Source organism: Paenibacillus sp. WG02 (genome assembly GCF_055396115.1).
The window spans coordinates 3,443,504-3,460,149 of sequence record NZ_AP036016.1 but is presented as its reverse complement, the minus strand read 5'-3'; the positions used below and the strand labels follow the sequence as shown (position 1 = coordinate 3,460,149).

The 16,646-nt window shown below is 44.2% G+C and carries 14 protein-coding genes and 2 pseudogenes; 3 read left to right on the top strand and 13 right to left on the bottom strand.

Annotated features, from left to right (window positions below; genetic code table 11):
• Nucleotides 1-315 precede the first annotated feature (315 nt).
• From ACBP55_RS15295 to ACBP55_RS15270, 6 genes are all read right to left on the bottom strand, one after another.
• On the bottom strand, nt 316-1,149 hold the full coding sequence (locus tag ACBP55_RS15295) for a nucleotidyltransferase domain-containing protein (protein ID WP_464652653.1): 834 nt from the start codon (nt 1,147-1,149) through the stop codon (nt 316-318).
• A 69-nt stretch (nt 1,150-1,218) separates the two neighbouring features.
• The gene (locus ACBP55_RS15290) at nt 1,219-2,175 is read right to left on the bottom strand and encodes a GH116 family glycosyl hydrolase (protein WP_464652652.1); all 957 of its coding nucleotides are present in this window, start codon (nt 2,173-2,175) and stop codon (nt 1,219-1,221) included.
• A gap of 1 nt (nt 2,176) precedes the next feature.
• Entirely contained in the window at nt 2,177-3,847 is a 1,671-nt protein-coding gene (locus ACBP55_RS15285; protein WP_464652651.1) for a GH116 family glycosyl-hydrolase, read from the bottom strand.
• Nucleotides 3,848-3,897: 50 nt separating this feature from the next.
• Nucleotides 3,898-4,770, bottom strand: a complete 873-nt coding sequence (locus tag ACBP55_RS15280; RefSeq protein ID WP_464652650.1) for a carbohydrate ABC transporter permease — start codon at nt 4,768-4,770, stop codon at nt 3,898-3,900.
• Nucleotides 4,771-4,786: 16 nt separating this feature from the next.
• Complete coding sequence (locus ACBP55_RS15275; RefSeq protein ID WP_464652649.1) at nt 4,787-5,680, bottom strand: carbohydrate ABC transporter permease; 894 nt, start codon at nt 5,678-5,680, stop codon at nt 4,787-4,789.
• Between the two features lie 113 nt (nt 5,681-5,793).
• A complete protein-coding gene (locus ACBP55_RS15270; protein ID WP_464652648.1) occupies nt 5,794-7,020 on the bottom strand; it encodes an ABC transporter substrate-binding protein in 1,227 nt (408 codons plus the stop codon).
• Between the two features lie 415 nt (nt 7,021-7,435).
• Between ACBP55_RS15270 and ACBP55_RS15265 the strand changes: the two genes are divergently transcribed.
• Entirely contained in the window at nt 7,436-8,440 is a 1,005-nt protein-coding gene (locus tag ACBP55_RS15265) for a LacI family DNA-binding transcriptional regulator (RefSeq protein ID WP_464652647.1), read from the top strand.
• A gap of 567 nt (nt 8,441-9,007) precedes the next feature.
• Here ACBP55_RS15265 and ACBP55_RS15260 read toward each other — a convergent pair.
• The 4 genes and pseudogenes from ACBP55_RS15260 to ACBP55_RS15245 form a co-directional block, all read right to left on the bottom strand.
• Complete coding sequence (locus tag ACBP55_RS15260) at nt 9,008-9,253, bottom strand: DNA-directed RNA polymerase subunit alpha C-terminal domain-containing protein (RefSeq protein ID WP_464652646.1); 246 nt, start codon at nt 9,251-9,253, stop codon at nt 9,008-9,010.
• A 191-nt stretch (nt 9,254-9,444) separates the two neighbouring features.
• A pseudogene (locus ACBP55_RS15255) lies at nt 9,445-10,180 on the bottom strand (SDR family oxidoreductase).
• A gap of 225 nt (nt 10,181-10,405) precedes the next feature.
• Complete coding sequence (locus ACBP55_RS15250) at nt 10,406-11,167, bottom strand: endonuclease/exonuclease/phosphatase family protein (protein WP_464652645.1); 762 nt, start codon at nt 11,165-11,167, stop codon at nt 10,406-10,408.
• A gap of 73 nt (nt 11,168-11,240) precedes the next feature.
• Entirely contained in the window at nt 11,241-11,648 is a 408-nt protein-coding gene (locus ACBP55_RS15245; protein ID WP_464652644.1) for a potassium transporter TrkG, read from the bottom strand.
• 232 nt (nt 11,649-11,880) lie between these two features.
• Here ACBP55_RS15245 and uraA point away from each other — a divergent pair.
• Nucleotides 11,881-13,148, top strand: a pseudogene (gene uraA, locus ACBP55_RS15240) (uracil permease).
• 81 nt (nt 13,149-13,229) lie between these two features.
• On the opposite strand, the gene ACBP55_RS15235 reads toward uraA, so the two are convergent.
• Nucleotides 13,230-14,138: an aminoglycoside phosphotransferase family protein gene (locus ACBP55_RS15235; protein ID WP_464652643.1), complete on the bottom strand. Its 909-nt coding sequence runs from the start codon at nt 14,136-14,138 to the stop codon at nt 13,230-13,232.
• 124 nt (nt 14,139-14,262) lie between these two features.
• Here ACBP55_RS15235 and ACBP55_RS15230 point away from each other — a divergent pair, with 124 nt between their 5' ends.
• Nucleotides 14,263-14,607, top strand: coding sequence for a DUF1904 family protein (locus ACBP55_RS15230; RefSeq protein WP_464652642.1), 345 nt, complete (start codon nt 14,263-14,265; stop codon nt 14,605-14,607).
• Nucleotides 14,608-14,730: 123 nt separating this feature from the next.
• Here the strand turns inward: ACBP55_RS15230 and fosM are convergent, their stop codons facing one another.
• Together fosM and ACBP55_RS15220 are read right to left on the bottom strand one after the other, a co-directional pair.
• Entirely contained in the window at nt 14,731-15,156 is a 426-nt protein-coding gene (gene fosM, locus ACBP55_RS15225) for a FosM family fosfomycin resistance protein (protein ID WP_464652641.1), read from the bottom strand.
• 16 nt (nt 15,157-15,172) lie between these two features.
• Nucleotides 15,173-16,630, bottom strand: coding sequence for an aminotransferase-like domain-containing protein (locus ACBP55_RS15220; protein WP_464652640.1), 1,458 nt, complete (start codon nt 16,628-16,630; stop codon nt 15,173-15,175).
• Between the last annotated feature and the right edge of the window lie 16 nt (nt 16,631-16,646).

The following is a 16,646-nucleotide window of genomic DNA, read 5'->3' as shown; positions in this document are numbered from 1 at the left end:
TGCCGATTCTATACTTGGACGGGCAAATTCTGTTCAATAAGAGCAGAGAATCAAACATCCAAAGTGGTATTTGGGCATCACCTGCAGGACGGTTGGGGTTAGGGGTGGCACTCGACAAACATAGATGTAAAAAGTACATCAAAATTTGTTAAAAGTGACTCATCTGGCGAGTAATCATGCATTTTGTACATCAAATTCAGGCCAAACTCTGGCCTTGAGCCAGAATCGGTTAAATTTGATGTAGTTTTTGCAGCTTCTGCCTACCGAAAGGTAGTTTTAACAGAAATTAACTGCACTTTTTGCATGAAAGTTCGTTTATGAAGCAATCTCTGCCGTTTCACGGACAAGCGCTTCAAATACGCCGATTGCCTTATACAAATCAGATCGTTCAGCTGTCAAACAAGAGAAGCCCTCCCGAACGCGTGACTCGAAATCACTTGGAGCCAACTGAAAACGACTACACTGTGCTACCGCCCCTTTCTCGTTCAAAAGATAAACCCCATTGCAAGCAAACAATACTTGCGTTAAACAACTTACCGTCCGAAAGAGATGACCAGCCGCATAAGATATATCCTTGCGACTCCATGCTTTTTTGGCATTCGATACGGAAAAATCGGCTTCCCACATAAACTTCGCGATTGTCGCTTGCCGAAGGGGATCTGGATACGGATCGGTCAACTTCTTAATCTCAGCTACTAGACCCTCTGGATCCCAGAGAGGTCGGCAATAAGCCGCTTCTCCCATGTAAATGGATGTACAGAATCCATGAGGATGCCCTGGCTGATAATGGATGTCGATCTGACCATTGCGGCAATCGTTGATCACTCCTTTTACCCTCTCCGTATCGCGGTAGAGGAGGTCCATTGAATATCCTCCCACCTTTAACCAGCCGCCGCCGTTAATCCATGGCCCCCAATCGCCTATTGGCGTAATTAGACCACTACGACGTTCGTCGTCTAGTGCCGATGCTAAAATTTCGAGAGCCTCCGTGTCGATCGGGTACCCAGATTGGTAGTAGAGTCCAATGTCAATGTCGGATTCCGCTGTTTCGGTACCACAGGCCCGAGATCCGCCCAACACGACCGCCTTGATTCCCGGGACATGGCGTAATTGCCCAACAGCTGATTCCATTACATCGTTTGCATCCATGTTCCATAGCCTCCATTCCAAATGAAAGCCAGCCCAACATGATGAAGGACCAGCTCTATCACCTATATTTTAAAACTGTAGGATAAGTTTGGTTTGCGGTTCAAGAACTATTTTTTCTTTCCATATTAAATTTCCCTCAGCCTGTTCAAAGGAGACGCTTTTGCCGCCAATCATTACGCTCTTCACATCTTGCCCAACCAAGAGTCTGCTTCCAAAGCTGGATAACCTTAATTCCCCCATCATTACCTCTAACTCGAGCTTTCCATCGCTGCTGCGGAACTCGCCCCAACCGTCGTTCAAGCTCCAGAAACAACGAAAATCATCAGCTTGCCATCTCGGGCTAAAGCCAACATGTCCTGCTACCATATCATATTCGAATCCGCTTAAAGCAAGAAGCAGGCCATAGGACGCCATGGAACGGACATAATTGCTGCCGCACTCGAACTCATTCCATGGGTTTCGGCGCTCTCCATCATATCGGTCCCGGATAGACTTAACGGCACTCAGCCCTTCTATCACGAGTCCTTCATAAATCATATGGCAAGCAGCTTGATATTCGAACCCATTCATGCATTCGTCTGCATAAGGAACCGGCACGATCGGACTGTTCTCATCAGGCCAAGTACAGATCATCAGGCCAGACTCGTCATTCAATCCATAGATGCGGCAGGCATTCGGAAAATCACGCAAATTCTCGATATAATTATGATCATAAATCGATTGAACCGCTCGTTTCACTTTCACAGGATCAAGGACATAACCGAGACCAACCAGATGAGCAAACCATTGACCGAGTACTTGATCTATTCCGCAGCCTTCACCAATCTGATACTTGTGTTCACCTGCCTCGTCATTCCAATACACTTCTTCCGCTCCATATTTCTCTAGGATTGATCGGTCTTTGAGATCGACCAACTGATGGAAGTACCGGCCATTGAACATATGCTCGTTCGTCCATGCGGAACCTTTGGTGTAAATGGAGTCGTATTCTGCCGCAATCTCCTGTTCCCCGAGATCCTCCGCCATCTCAAGCTGCCGCCTTCAACGCAGTCAAGTACATGCTCGTCAGCCAAGAATTGGGGCCGAATAACTCCATGTCCAGCGTATGATGCTGGCGCCCTTCCATGACACCGTCCTTGTCGGCATCCCATTGATCTTCATTCGTAGGATTCCAGGCATATTCGAGAGCTTTGCGAACATTCGGCCAAATCGAGCGCAGCCATTCCGTATCGCCTGAAATTTTCCATTCCCTGTAGGACTTAATCACGCCTCCCATCTGACCGTCGGCCGCCGCCCTGAACGTGTTATCACGAGTCGTTCGCTCGGCCGGCAGCATGAGACGGAACGCCATTTTACCATTCTCGAACTGGGCGTGTTTGTACTCGATGTTACGCATCGAACGGGCAAGTGCCGGGAACAAGAAGGCTGTCGCCTGCTCGTAATTCCATACATGAGTACAGGAACCTTCACACGAGCCTTCGTTCGTATGAACACCCTCGAAACCGTAAAGTGTCCCGTCGGTCAAACGCAGCACAGTAGGGGATTTTAGGATCGAAATGTTGCTGCTAATAGCGTCAATCACAGTGTCGGGAAGTGTAGAATTGAACAGCGTCTCTTGGAACAAACGCGTCTCCTTGTTCAATCTATCAAAGTTTTCCATGATGTAATTTGCCGTATCGGTAGAGTCACGGAACAACGTTGAGTAATAGTTTTTCCAAGAAGGTAGTCGGCCGCTATCTTCCCCATTGCCTGGATTCCAGAAGTTGACGTAATTCGGAAAGTTCCAGGCAAGCACGAAGCGGAATTTAGCCTTCCCACCAGCCGCTACCGTGCGATGCCCGCTCAGCAGACCAACATCCTGATGCTTTTCGTGCAGCCTATTCGCATCCAGTTCACGCGGTCCTTCATATCTTCGCTCCTGAAAGCGACCTGGCCGACGGAAATCCTTCCAGAATACGGTCAAGTTATCGAACCATCCACCCCGATACCAATACGATTGATAGCTAACGTCATCATTATCAGTCATCAACGTTAGATCACCAAATTCCGCTTCGTCAGCTTCATATTGAGTGGAAGACATACGGATGGCTCGCCGTCCGCCGAATTCCACCGCTTCATTGACAGCCCCCTGACGAAATGGATTTGACACATTGCCAACCACACTGATGTCCAACTCATCCGCTGACCGATTAGTCACCTCATATTCGAAAATGGCACAGGGTATAGATGAATCCCGATCATTCAAAGGAATGAATGGATTGAAGGCTGTCAATTTGACCGTGATCGGGTCATCAGCATCGTCGAACGTCATTTCTGCGAACGGGAATTGTCCACGGAACGATGTATTCGTAAAGTGCGGAAATCCGGCCATGTTTTCCCGTCTAGGTCCGTACCCATAACCCTCGTATTTGCCTTTCCCTTCTCCTGTGTACGGTGCCTGCATATCCCCATTGAGCACTTTGGTCAGTTTGACCTCACCCTTACATTCCGCCTTTACGGCAAAGAAAGAGAATCCGTTAAAGCTCAGCTTGTTAGGCCGGTTGAAAATTTCCCAATCAATCAACCGTCCGTTACCGGCGAGACCGATACTTCCCGTTCCAATCCCGCCAAGCGGAAAAGAGATTTGGCTCGTCTTGGCTCCTGTATATATAAAGTCTTTGTCCATACGAAACTGTTCGTTCAATGTGTTGTTGCTCATATATTGGCCTCCTTAAGTTCCTAACTGATTTCATGAATCCTGACAGACACTCACAGTTTAAGTCCACCCGCCGTAATGCCATCAAGCAAGTATTTTTGTCCAAAAATATAAAAGAGCAGGGGAACGATAAGCGACAATGTCACCCCTGCCAAAATAGCAGACAAATTCCCCGTTCCGAACGCTCCCGTTAATGCCGTCATACCAATCGGCAGCGTCATCTTTTCGAAGGAATTCAGAAAAATTAAAGGACGGAAAAAATCGTTCCAATGCGCGATGAAACTAATTACTGAAGTTACGGCAACCGCCGGAAACGACATGGGCAGGATGACTTTAAGGAAAACCCATACTCGGCTAGCACCGTCCATATAAGCGGCTTCGTCATAGGTATAGGAGATGGACATCATGGTTTGCCGAATCATGAATATCCCGAACGGGTTGATAAGCCCCGGCAAAATGAGCGCCAAATGCGTGTCGACCAAACCTAACTTTGACATCAGAATGAACTGAGGAATGATCGTTACCTGCCCCGGGATCATAAGTCCGGAAAGAAAGACGAGAAAGAGAACGTTGCGTCCCGGAAAAGCTATACGAGAGAAGGCAAAAGCGGCCATGCTTGAAATGAATATATGCCCAATCACGATGATCAAGCAAATTTTCAAACTATTGAAAATAAAATCTGAAAACGGTACCTTTGCGAACACCTCCGCATAGTTGCCGATGTGCCACGCTGTCGGAAAAATGGCAGGCGGCAGTGAGAACGAATCTTTCGGCAGACGCAGCGAGGTGGAGAAAATCCATAGGAAAGGGGTGAGCATGAGAAAAGAGAACACAAGCAAAGCGCCATCCAGTATGATGCGTTCTAGTTTGATTCGCCTCACGGTTCTTCTAGCCGTCCCTGCAACCCGCAGCTTGGTAACCTCCACAAGTATCAACTCCCTTTTAGTCCCGATCGTAATTTACCCATTTATGGCTGATGGAAAATTGCAAGATCGTCACGCACAGAATGATCAAGAACAGACTGAGTGAGAGCGTAGATGCATACCCCATCTCATGATGTTGGAAGGCGACCTCATAAATATACATGTTCACCGAACGCGAAGCATCGCCAGGACCGCCACCGGTGATAAGGTACGGTTCATCGAATATTTGCGTCGCACCTATTAGCGTAGTAACCAAAACGAAGAAAATGGTAGGAGAAAGCATCGGCAGTGTGATGAAGAAGAATCGCTGCATTTTGCTTGCACCATCAATTTCGGCCGCTTCATAGAGAGGTTCTGGAATGCTTTGAAGGCCGATCAAATAGTAAAGAAATGCATTTCCTACAAATTTCCAAAAACTGTAAATCGCAACGGCCAGGTACACCCACTGTGGCGATTGCATCCAAGGAATCGGGTCGACTCCAAACTTGCTAAGAAAGTAATTCAGAATGCCGAAATCCTTGCTGAAAATGAATTGCCATGCGACGGCGACCGCAGCAGAAGTCGCTAATACCGGGAAATAGAATATCGTACGGTACAGATATTTCCAACCCTTGCCTATATTCCGGTTAACCGCTAACGCAATGAGCAGCCCGAGAATAACGTGCATCGGCGTTAAAATCGCAACATACTTGATCGTATTGCCATAAGTAAGCCATAACCGATCATCAACAAATAAATGTGTAATGTTGTCAAAACCGATCCATTTGGCTGGCGTGATTACGTTGTATTTCGTGAAACTGAGATAAATGGTTGCCACAACCGGTTCGCCGATAAATATAATAAAAAATAGCAAAGCCGGCGACAGAAATAAGAACCCGACGAGGATGTTGGACATTTTACGATTAACTGCCACGCTAGATCCCTCCCATGAACCGGGGTGCCGGGCGATCCGATTGGATCGCCGACGGCATACCGCGAGTCAACGTCATTTTTTCAGGATGGCATCAATTTCTTGTTTGGCTTTCTTCATGGCTGTCGCTGCATCGGACTGGTTAGACAGGATCTCCGATACATGCCGGTCGAATACTCCCTGAATTTCACCATATTGCATAGGAGTTCTACCGCTTTGGCAATATCGGCGCTTTCTGCGTATACTTTCCAATTCTGAGCTGGTGTCTTCGGCAAAACTTCGTTCATAACAGAGATGCGGGTTGGAATTGACGTGTTGGAAAGCGTCGTTTTCTGCGAATAGGCGCCGCTTAGGAAAGCAGCAAGTTTATATGCCGCTTCCGGGTATTTGGTTGATTTGAGAACAGGGAACGCCCCTGACCCGAAAATAACTTTGTTCGTCTTGAACGTTGGCAAATACTGTACGTCAATATTCGTGAATTTATTTTTGTCATAGGTGCCAAATGGCCATTTACCAGCAGATATCATAGCAATTTGACCGTTGATCAACATCTGGATTTGGTTATCCTTAGGGTCAGGAACCGGCGCAACTTTGTATTTGTAGATAAGATCCTGAAAAAATTGCATCATCTCGATGGCATTAGGATCATCTAATTTACTAGTGGTCATATCGTCATTCAGTACACTCGCATTGTTGTTAAACAACCATGCCGACGCTCCAAAATAATAATTGGGAATCGCAAATCCGAAAGTTTTCTTCCCATCCTTCTCTGAGGTCAACTTTTGAGCGTACTGAAGAAAGTCATCCTTCGTCCAGCCTTTATTTGGAACAGATAGCCCAGCTTGCTTGAGGAGATCGGTATTGAAGTGCATAACGACGTTATTCCAGTCCCAAACAAATCCGTACGTTTTATTGTCAATAACGAAAGGCGATTGAAGCTTTGGATGCAGATCACTATAGTTATCCAAAGCACCGGGATCTGTTTTCATATAGGGATCCAGCGGGAGAAGCAGGTTCTGTTTGGCAAACATCTGGATGCCTTCGATCGCTACGCGAATAACGTCAGGTGATTTGCCGCCAGCAATCATTGTCTGAATTTTATTAAAATAATCGGCCCAACCGTTGCTGACCACTTCGACCCTCTTCACAGTGATATCGGGGTTAAGCTTATTGAACTCGGCCAAAATATTCGTAAGCTGTTCATCGGATGCTTCATTTTTGCTCCAAACTAACGTAAGTTCGGCTTTACCTGATTTGGATGCAGTAGGTTTGCTTTCTGAGCTGCATGCGACTAGCGACCACCCAAGTGAAAGAATCAATAATAGGACCCAAACCTTTTTCATATGCGAGACACCATCCTTAACAGATTGTGGGACGCACTGCCGGAACAGCTAACCCGGTGCATCCAGATGTCTGTCTATGTTGTTGAATCATGGTCGAAGATCTTTTCCGTGCACGTGCACGGAAAAGACTAAAAAAATTTGAAGCAAAGATCATAGTACCGATAGGGGCGTCCCCCCTTGCCACCGTTCCTACTTCTGAGTGGCAAATAAACAATGTGAGCTCCAATATCTAATTTCGTGCACGTGAACGATTTCATCTTAACAAATGCCCTCAAGTTTGTAAACGCTTTTATTTCAAATTAGTTCATCTTTCCTATGCCTAACTCCCCTGTATCGTTCACGAGCACGAGGTATTGACCAGCCCGCTCAGTTAGGCTACGATTAGACCACTAGATTCCATTCTCACGGAGGCCGCATGAACATTACCAGTAAACAAATCGCCGAGCTGTGCGGAGTTACACGGGGAACGGTGGATCGGGCGCTAAACAACCGTCCCGGTATTAATCCGGAAACTCGTGTGAAAATACTGCGGGTCGCAGAGGAGCTCGGCTACCGCCCCCATTTTTTAGCTCAAAGCCTTGTCAAAGGACATACCAAAACGTTAGGTATCGTGCTGTTTGACATTCATAATCAAATTTTCTCCCAGTTATTCCACGCGTTCGAAGCCGAAGCAAGGAAACGGGGCTATATCGTTTATCTTGTCCTTTCTAATCGCGACAAGGACCTAGAACTTGAATATATCAACAACTTGTTAGATCGTAGAGTCGATGGAATCGCCTTGCTGCCAGCAAATTTCAACAAAAAATTTGAAACTCTTTTGACTCGCTCGCGGACACCTATCGTGACCTTCGGCAATCGCCTTTCAGGCCCGTTTCCTTATGTTTGGATTGACGACAAGCAAGCGATCCGAGACTCTGTCGCCTTTCTTTCCAGCCAAGGCTATCGGCATTTGATCTATTTAAGTCCGCCTCTGATGCGAAAGGGAAAAGAAAATATATATGTGCCCGAACAACGATATCTTGGTTTTATCGAGGCATGTGAAGAGATCTCAGATATGCGGCATAACGTCATCGTACAGAAAAATTATTTGGCCGAATTGGAGCAATTGATAGAGAAAACGGACGGCAAAAGCGCGATCTTATGCTCTAGTGACGTGTACGCACTTGAGGTTCTGAAGTGGTTGAAATCCCGCAAAATCCGAGTACCTGAACAAATTGGCCTCATGGGTTTCGATAACATTCACGTATTGAAATACATTAATCCTTTACTAACAACAGTTGATTACAATGTGAATGAAATCGGCACTAAACTGGCTGACGTACTAATTAGTCAAATTAACAATGATGAAGTTCCTGCCGAGACACTTATCGCTCATCATGTCCTCCAAGGAGAATCCGTAACGCTAGACAGAGATTTATAGGTCTCTATGAGAGTGTTTATTAAGGTTGATGCAACGCAAACTACGCTCATGAGACGTAATACTAAAATATTCGCTTCACATCCGTGTGAAGTTGTATTTTGTACAACAATAAGCAAGCTATTCCGCGTTATCCACGCGATTGTTGCAAAAAATACAACAATTTTAGCCTAAAGTAGCTCTAAAACCTATAAACAGGATAAATTGTTGTAGATTTTACAACATTCTGAGCTTGCCAAGCAGAAATCAAGGAAATTGTTGTACGAAGTACAACTTCAGCTTGTTGATAACGTTCAATAGGCTATATTTCCACATTATTCCTTTAACAAATTACCGCGTTAACATAGAATGATAAAGGTATTCTATAAAGGCGGCGAACCCTATGTTATGGGTCTATATCAGAGGTCCCAAATACCCATGAATTGCTTTGCATTGAAGAACTAGTCCACGCAGCTCATCTTCTGAGATACATACACGCATACAAGATCATATCCAGTTTTCTTTTCATTATTAGAGCTTCGGGACAACTTCCTGAATAATTATTCCTTCATATGAATTGACACTCGCACGTCAAGAGCCATCGGCGAACGATTGGCCCTTGGCGGCGAGAGCTTTACGGATCTGTTCCAGAGACTTTGGCCCCATACCATGCAGCTTCAAGATCTCAGCCTCGGTGAGCTTACTGAACTGCTCTAGTCGCAAGTATCCCGCATTAGCGAGTGCTCGACGTGCTGGACTGCTTAACTTTGGAATGTCAGATATCTGCTCGCCGTCAATTTTCACATGATTAGGTTCAATGTTTTTGTTCTTAGGCATATTAAGATCTCCTTAGTTTTTAGTTGATTTTTCTATATCACAGCATATATCCCATAAAAATTATTTTTCGAAAATATCATTTCAACACTCTCCACTTCTAATAAAATTCCCCATACTATTTTACCATAATATGGTTGAAGTTTAATAATCAAAAAAGAGCCGCCGCGGCAGCTCTTTTTTGGTATATATTTCTACACAAATCCTCCATTACTACGAATCGTTTGACCCGTTATCCACTGAGATTCCTCGCTCGCCAAAAATAGCGCAACACTGGCAATATCGTTAGGTTCTCCTAGACGTCCGAACGCATTCATTTTACGAATACCTTCAATTTGCTCCTCTGTTTTTCCAACTGTGAATAGCTCCGTGTTAACCGGACCAGGTGCAATTGCATTGATGGTGATCCCCTTCGGACCAAACTCTTTGGCTAATTGGCGCGTAAACTGCTCCACTGCTCCCTTTGTTCCTGCGTACACACTGTAAGTTGGGAACATTTGACCAACAACTGAAGTAGAGAAGTTAATTATGCGACCGTTCTGTTCCATAAATTTTGCAGCTTGCTGGCAAGCAAAGAAAGTTCCCTTCACATTTATTGCAAATTGAATCCTCTTCTGTAAGGCTAGCAATCGGTTTGGTGATCATAATACCTGCATTATTGACTAGAATATCAATACGTCCAAACGCCTTTAAAGTCTCCTGAAAAAGTTTCTCTACTTCTGCCACGCTGCTAATATCAGCTAGGATTGCTATGGCATCTCCACCATTGTTCTTTATCCCACTTACGACCTCTTCTGCTTTAGCCGGGCTGCTTGCGTAGTTAACTACAACCTTTGCTCCGTTCCGAGCAAACTCCTCAGCAATTTCGCGTCCCATTCCCCTTGATGCTCCGGTTACTAAAGCTACTTTTCCAGTTAGTTTGTTTCCCATTATGATACTCCTCCGATCCGTTCGTATTCGGTTGATTCCTGCTTGTTGATTTAATTATATTGTAACACAAAACAAAAATCAAGTTACAATTTTATGTTTTTGTCACTTGATTTGATAAGTTCTGAATAGAACAAAGGGAAAGCCCTCCTGATGGATAAACATCAGAGTTCTTTCCCATTGATTTATTGCCGATTCCCTGCAATAGGCAGCGCAAGCTTTTCTAAGCTACAATCGCACACTCGCCACGACTGGATAATGGTCTGACGGATAGCGACCATTGTACATGCTTCGATCGATGTTAATTGAATTAACTTGAATTTCAGGCGTCACGAAAATGTAATCTATCGGCTCTCCCATCTCGCCGCCTTTAAAGTCATGCCAGGTGCAGCCTACATCTTTGTCCTCGCCATAAGTCTCACAAAGCCCCGCCTGTGTCAGAATTTCGATCACATCGCTGCTTGGGCCGCAGTTAAAATCACCCGTCAAAATTGCAGGAATCCCGTCTCGACCGTTCATGGTGCGGATTCGATCTACAATAAGCTGGATGCCATTCGTTCTAGCTTCCTCACTTATATGATCCAAGTGAGTATTGTACACATAATAATCCTGTCCATTTTGCTGCCTCAGCCTTACCCAGGTACATATTCGCGGGCAGCCTGTGTTCCAGCTCAAATAACCAAGCTGTTCAGGAAATTCGGATAGACCGAAATTCCCGCTCTCGACTGGTTTCAGCAGACCGCGATGATAGAAGACGGCGCAATACTCGTCTTCATTCCCACCCTGCCGGCCATCACCGAACCAGGCGTAATCCGGCAGCAGCGGCTGTAGATCCTGCAGCATAGCGTGCGTTCCCTCCTGCGTGCAAACAATCGCTGCCCCCGCTTTTTTTATGGCCTCGGTCACTTCAGTGATACGGTTCGGCCACGCATTGTCGCCATCCTGCTTGACATTTACCCGCAGGTTAAACGTCATCACGGTAATATCCATTGTTACCCTCCAACTACAGAATCCTTCCCTTTACACCATTCGTTAACTATTCTGAATCCCCTGCCAACCCCAATCAACCAATCGTGATCTTCCCCTCCGGGTAACGATAAGGCTCTTTTTTCGGCAACGGCGACAAGGTATAGGCCAATGTGACAGGACCCAGTCGTCCGACAAACATTAAAATGATGATAAACACCTTACCGAATCCCGTGAGCTGTGACGTTAATCCCACCGACATTCCAGCCGTAGCATACGCCGAAGTAACCTCACCGCCAATTTGGACTAGCAAAATAAGAACAATCTCCCCAAAAGCCGATAGATGCGCTCCTGTATTAATCACGGACAACCCGGTAACACAAGTAGCGGAAGTCGCCATAAATAAGGCGTCAATAAATGCTAATCTGCCAATGCCAACATAGGAAATAGGCAGCCATAGCAATACGGCACCGATTAAGATCATCACTACGAATCCGATTGCCATTACTTGAGGCGGACCCCAGCGAAATTTTTTATTGGAATGATTTTACATATAAAGGCTCCATAAGACTATGATTATCCGACTATTGTATATAATCTGCCAATAACAATGTAAAGACAGCATGACCAATTGGCACGTCCTTAAATTGACTTATAGAATTTTTGATAATTATTTCTTTTTCCCATTCAAATTATGGTAAGATATCGTACGATAACTTTAAGAAGGGAGTTCCACCGTGTCTCGTATTATTCAAGTTGATGAACGCCCCTCCATAGGCGAAAGTATTCCCCTTAGTTTACAGCATTTATTTGCTATGTTTGGCTCCACCGTGCTGGTCCCTATTTTGTTTCATGTCGATCCAGCTACTATTCTGTTAATGAACGGGATAGGCACTTTGCTTTATATTTTCATCACAAAAGGAAAGATCCCCGCTTTCTTGGGGTCAAGCTTCGCCTTCCTCTCCCCCGTTTTCTTCGTTCTCGCTTCCAAAGGATATAGTTCGGCGTTAGGTGGATTTCTGGTGGTCGGATTCATTTTTACAATCATAGCCTTGTTAATTCGTGTCGTGGGGACACGCTGGATTGACGTTGTATTTCCACCTGCTGCGATGGGAGCGATCGTTGCTGTTATCGGTTTAGAATTGGTACCTACAGCCGCCACTATGGCAGGTATTATCCAGCCGGCTAATTTAAAAGAAGTCTGGGTTCCCGATCCTATCGTGATATCGGTTTCTATTTTTACTTTTTTGGTAGGAGTCGTAGGTTCCATTGTCTTTCGCGGAATTTTGAAGGTCATTCCGATTTTGGTAGCCATTGTTGCCGGTTATCTGCTCGCAGCATTGCTAGGTTTGGTACATATTGGAGAAATAGTTGGAGCTGCTCAGTGGTTCAGACTTCCTACATTCTACAGCCCAACATTCGACCTCGCGAGTATTTTAATCATCGCTCCTGCTGCTTTAGTTGTCATAGCGGAGCATATTGGCCACTTGATTGTAACGGGGAATATGGTTGGAAAAGATTTATCCAAAGACCCTGGATTAAGCAGATCCTTACTCGGAAACGGCATCTCTACCATGCTGTCATCCTAGTAGGCTCAACGCCAAATACAACTTACGGTGAAAACATCGGTGTCATGGCGATTAGCCGCGTATATTCGGTCTGGGTTATCGGAGGAGCAGCGATCCTGGCGATTGTGCTCTCCTTTGTCGGGAAAATATCAGCCTTGATTCAAACCATTCCAACTCCTGTCATGGGCGGCGTTTCTTTGCTTCTGTTCGGTATCATCGCCGCTTCGGGGATCCGCATGCTGGTGGAAACGAAAGTTGATTATTCCAAACCGGTCAATCTGGTTCTAACAACCGTTGTTCTTGTCATTGGGCTTAGCGGAGCAACGCTGAAATTAAGCCATTTTGAACTGAAAGGCATGGCCCTGGCCACCATAGTTGCCATACTGCTCAGTTTGTTCTTCAAACTGCTGGAGGTTCTCAAGCTTTCTAACGACTAATTTTCAAATGGTATAAAGAATGGCTGCCCCTAATGTCTTAACAGACCTGTGGGATAGCCATTTTTTAAATATAAGTAACCGCTATATCTGCTTCAAACTCCTAAAAACATGGATAGCATCAAAAAAAGGCTCACTATAGCTGCCATCCTCCTGAACTGTCCAACAGGTTGCTAAAACAGAATGTGCAAACCCCCACGATAACATTCTTTTCTTGTCTAAGTTCAACTCTTTTACAAATATATCAATACGCTTCTCAATAACATGTGTTGAATCTCCATTAGGCAATTTATTTAATAAATATTGAATAACATCGTATTCTCTGTCGCCAATCAACCCTTTAGGGTCAATCGCTAACCAAGGTTCCCTAGCAGCCATTAAAATATTGTAATGATGTAAATCGCCATGAAGTAAATATGGTTTATCCGGCATAGCATTCATTGAAATATACGTGTTCACTGCTTCTTGAAGTATTTTCTTTGTTATAGGACCGAGACCTTCTGTATTTCTCTTGCTAATATTTAATAATTTCTTTTCCATATGTTTAGTTGTTGGAATGATAGTTGAATGGGCAGGTGCAGGAGTCCATAATTTCTTCATCACTTGTGAGGCTATCTGAGCAGCTTCCTCCTCATTTTCTAAGGAGGCTAGCGTTTTCCCAGGAATTAATCGTTCAAGAATAAGAATTCCTTTTGCGATATCAACATCAATGATTTTGACAATGCCATTCCCATTAAAAATTGTAAGGGCATCGACTTCAGATACGAATTCATCACCTGGAATGACGAGCTTTATCACAACTTCAGTTCCGTCTTTCCGTATGGCAGGAGCCACAAAATTAAATGATAAATCAAACGGGGCCATGATTTTGATTTGCCAACGCTTTTCGCAATCATTAATAAGCTTGTCAAAATCTCTCAACCATTCATCAGCTTTATCCTTATGGACGTCTCTTAAGGTTTGAACGAATTGTTTTGGTAAGCTGCTCATCATTTTTCCCCCTACGGCACTTATCTATATATGAGAATGGTTTCATCTAATATAGGATTTGTTTTTACCTGAATTTTTTATTAAAATAAATAAATTCGCTAACCATTTTGCAAAGAAGGAACAACATATGCCTTTTCTCAGATTTAAAGGTTTTCAGAAGGACTTCATTTCTTCGATTTCAAGTACGGTCATCCAACAATTTTCGAAATTAACGGGCGTCGTCCAAGAAAAAATAAAAATCGAACTTCTTCTTGTGGAACAATTAAATAATTCTCCCCTCTCATTAGAAATATATATGTTCCCGAGAGATCAGGAATTGCATGATAGCATTGTTAAAGAACTCTATTCAATTCTATGTGAGCATGGCTTTCGCGATGTTCATATCTTTTTTATCCTGCTATCTCCACAATTGTACTATAAAGAAGGACAACCCTTAGTATCCAATCATTCAGAACCTTTCTTAATAACATGACATGCATATATGGTGTAACAAGAACAAGAACAATATTAAGAAAAGGCATGCATTTAGCGTGCCTTTTCTCTATTAATACCAAATCTGATAAAGCCGAAATATCATTTGTGCGTCTCTTCCCACTTATTCAACGTTAAACTCCATATGCTTTTTCTCCTGTTTGTAATAATCTAATCTATCCTCTAAAGTACCTGTATGAAATTCGAATTTATGACCATCTGGGTCTGTGAAGTAAATAGACTTCTTATCTTTCTCATCTCTTGGACGGCCTGGCAGGATGTTAACCTGCAATTTCTTTAGTTTCTCATACAGATCATCAAAGTCAGCTTCTTCAATTGAAAAAGCAATGTGTGTGTAGGAAAGGTTTATTTCATTTCGAGGAATATGCTGTTCGACATTCAAGGCAATCCACATGCCATTCAGATCAAAATAGGCCGTACTTCTTCCTTTAACTAACAGCTTTGCATCAAAAACCTGTTGATAAAACGAAATCGAATTCTCTAAATTTGAAACCGAAAATAATAAATGATTCAAACCCTTAATAGACACGTAATCACCTCGGAATTTATTTATTTTTACTAACCATAGCTAGCTCCTTAATCATTTCAGCCAAATGCACAATACCCCGTTCAAGCTCATGAAGCTTGGCGTAGGCATAGGAAATCCGCAAATAGTTTCCCGCATTTCTATCATAAATTGAACCCGGGTTCAGCAAAATCCCTGCTTTCAAAGCACGCTCAAAAAGCATTTGCATGGATACATCCACAGTGAGGCGAACCCAAATGTAGAAACCGCCTGCCGGCACTGACCATGAAGCTATCTCCGTAAAATTGGTTTTCAACAACTGAACAGTGAAATCCCTTCTTCTCTTTAGTTGTTCTCTAACATAGACAAGATGCTCTTGATATAAGCCTCTACCAAGCCATTCGGCTGCTGCCCACTGGGATAATGAGCTCGAGCCGTAATCGTTCTGCATTTTGATATCAGCCAAACGTTCAATAACCGGTTCTGGGGCGACCACCCAACCAATTCTAAGTCCCGGACTTAAAGTCTTCGACAAACTCCCCAAATAAAGGACCAATGCATTAGGATCCCTTGCCTTTAACGGAAGTGGAGGCGGAATTTCAAACCAAAGCTCCCTATAGGCATCGTCCTCAATGATGGGAAGTCCCTCATCCGCACAGATTCTCATCAGCTCTTGACGTCTTGGCTCTGACATCAGCGTGCTCGTAGGATTATGAAAAGTTGGTATCGTATAGAGCAGCGAGGCGTTGTAGCCTTCTTTATAACGGCTAATCTGATTCGTCTGAATGCCTTCTTCATCCATGGGTAGACCAACCAGCTTAATTGCACTAGATTGAAACACATGGATAGAATACAAATAGGATGGCTTTTCTAGAAGGATGGAAGAACCTCGCTGCAGCAACCCGATGGATATGAGTTGTAACGCTTGGAGTGAGTCAGATACAATTAGAATGTTGGAGGGCGAAGTTTGAACGCCAATGCCATGCAAGTAAGCAGCTATCTGTTCCCGCAAATACGGATTTCCTTTAGGTTCTTCATAGCCGATAGTGAAAGGATTCACTGAAGACTCTTCAAAAATCTGTTTCATTTGGACAGAAGGAAGCAAATCAGGTGAAAGCTCTCCAGTACCCAAACGGATAATGCCATCTTGAAATTCCGCACGATTAATGTGCTGTATGGCAGGTTGGTTTGGATAATAAGTGCCGGCTTGCACATAAGAGCTCCAGTCTGGAGGAGGCGAAGCAGCTAAAAGATTCCAAGAGTTATTGATGACTCTAGTCCCTCCTTTGGTGTTCCCCTCCAGTAACCCCTCGGCAATCAAATCGCTCAATGCGGTCACAACCGTACTTCGATTGACGTCAAAGCGTTCAGCCAGCGCGCGCTGTGAGGGAATTTTGGTCCCAACCGCCCATTCCCCTAGCGATATTTTATTTTTTATAAAATCTTTAATCTGACTATATAAAGGGGTTTCCGACGATAAGTCCGGCTTCCAATCCATGCTATGATCCTCTCCT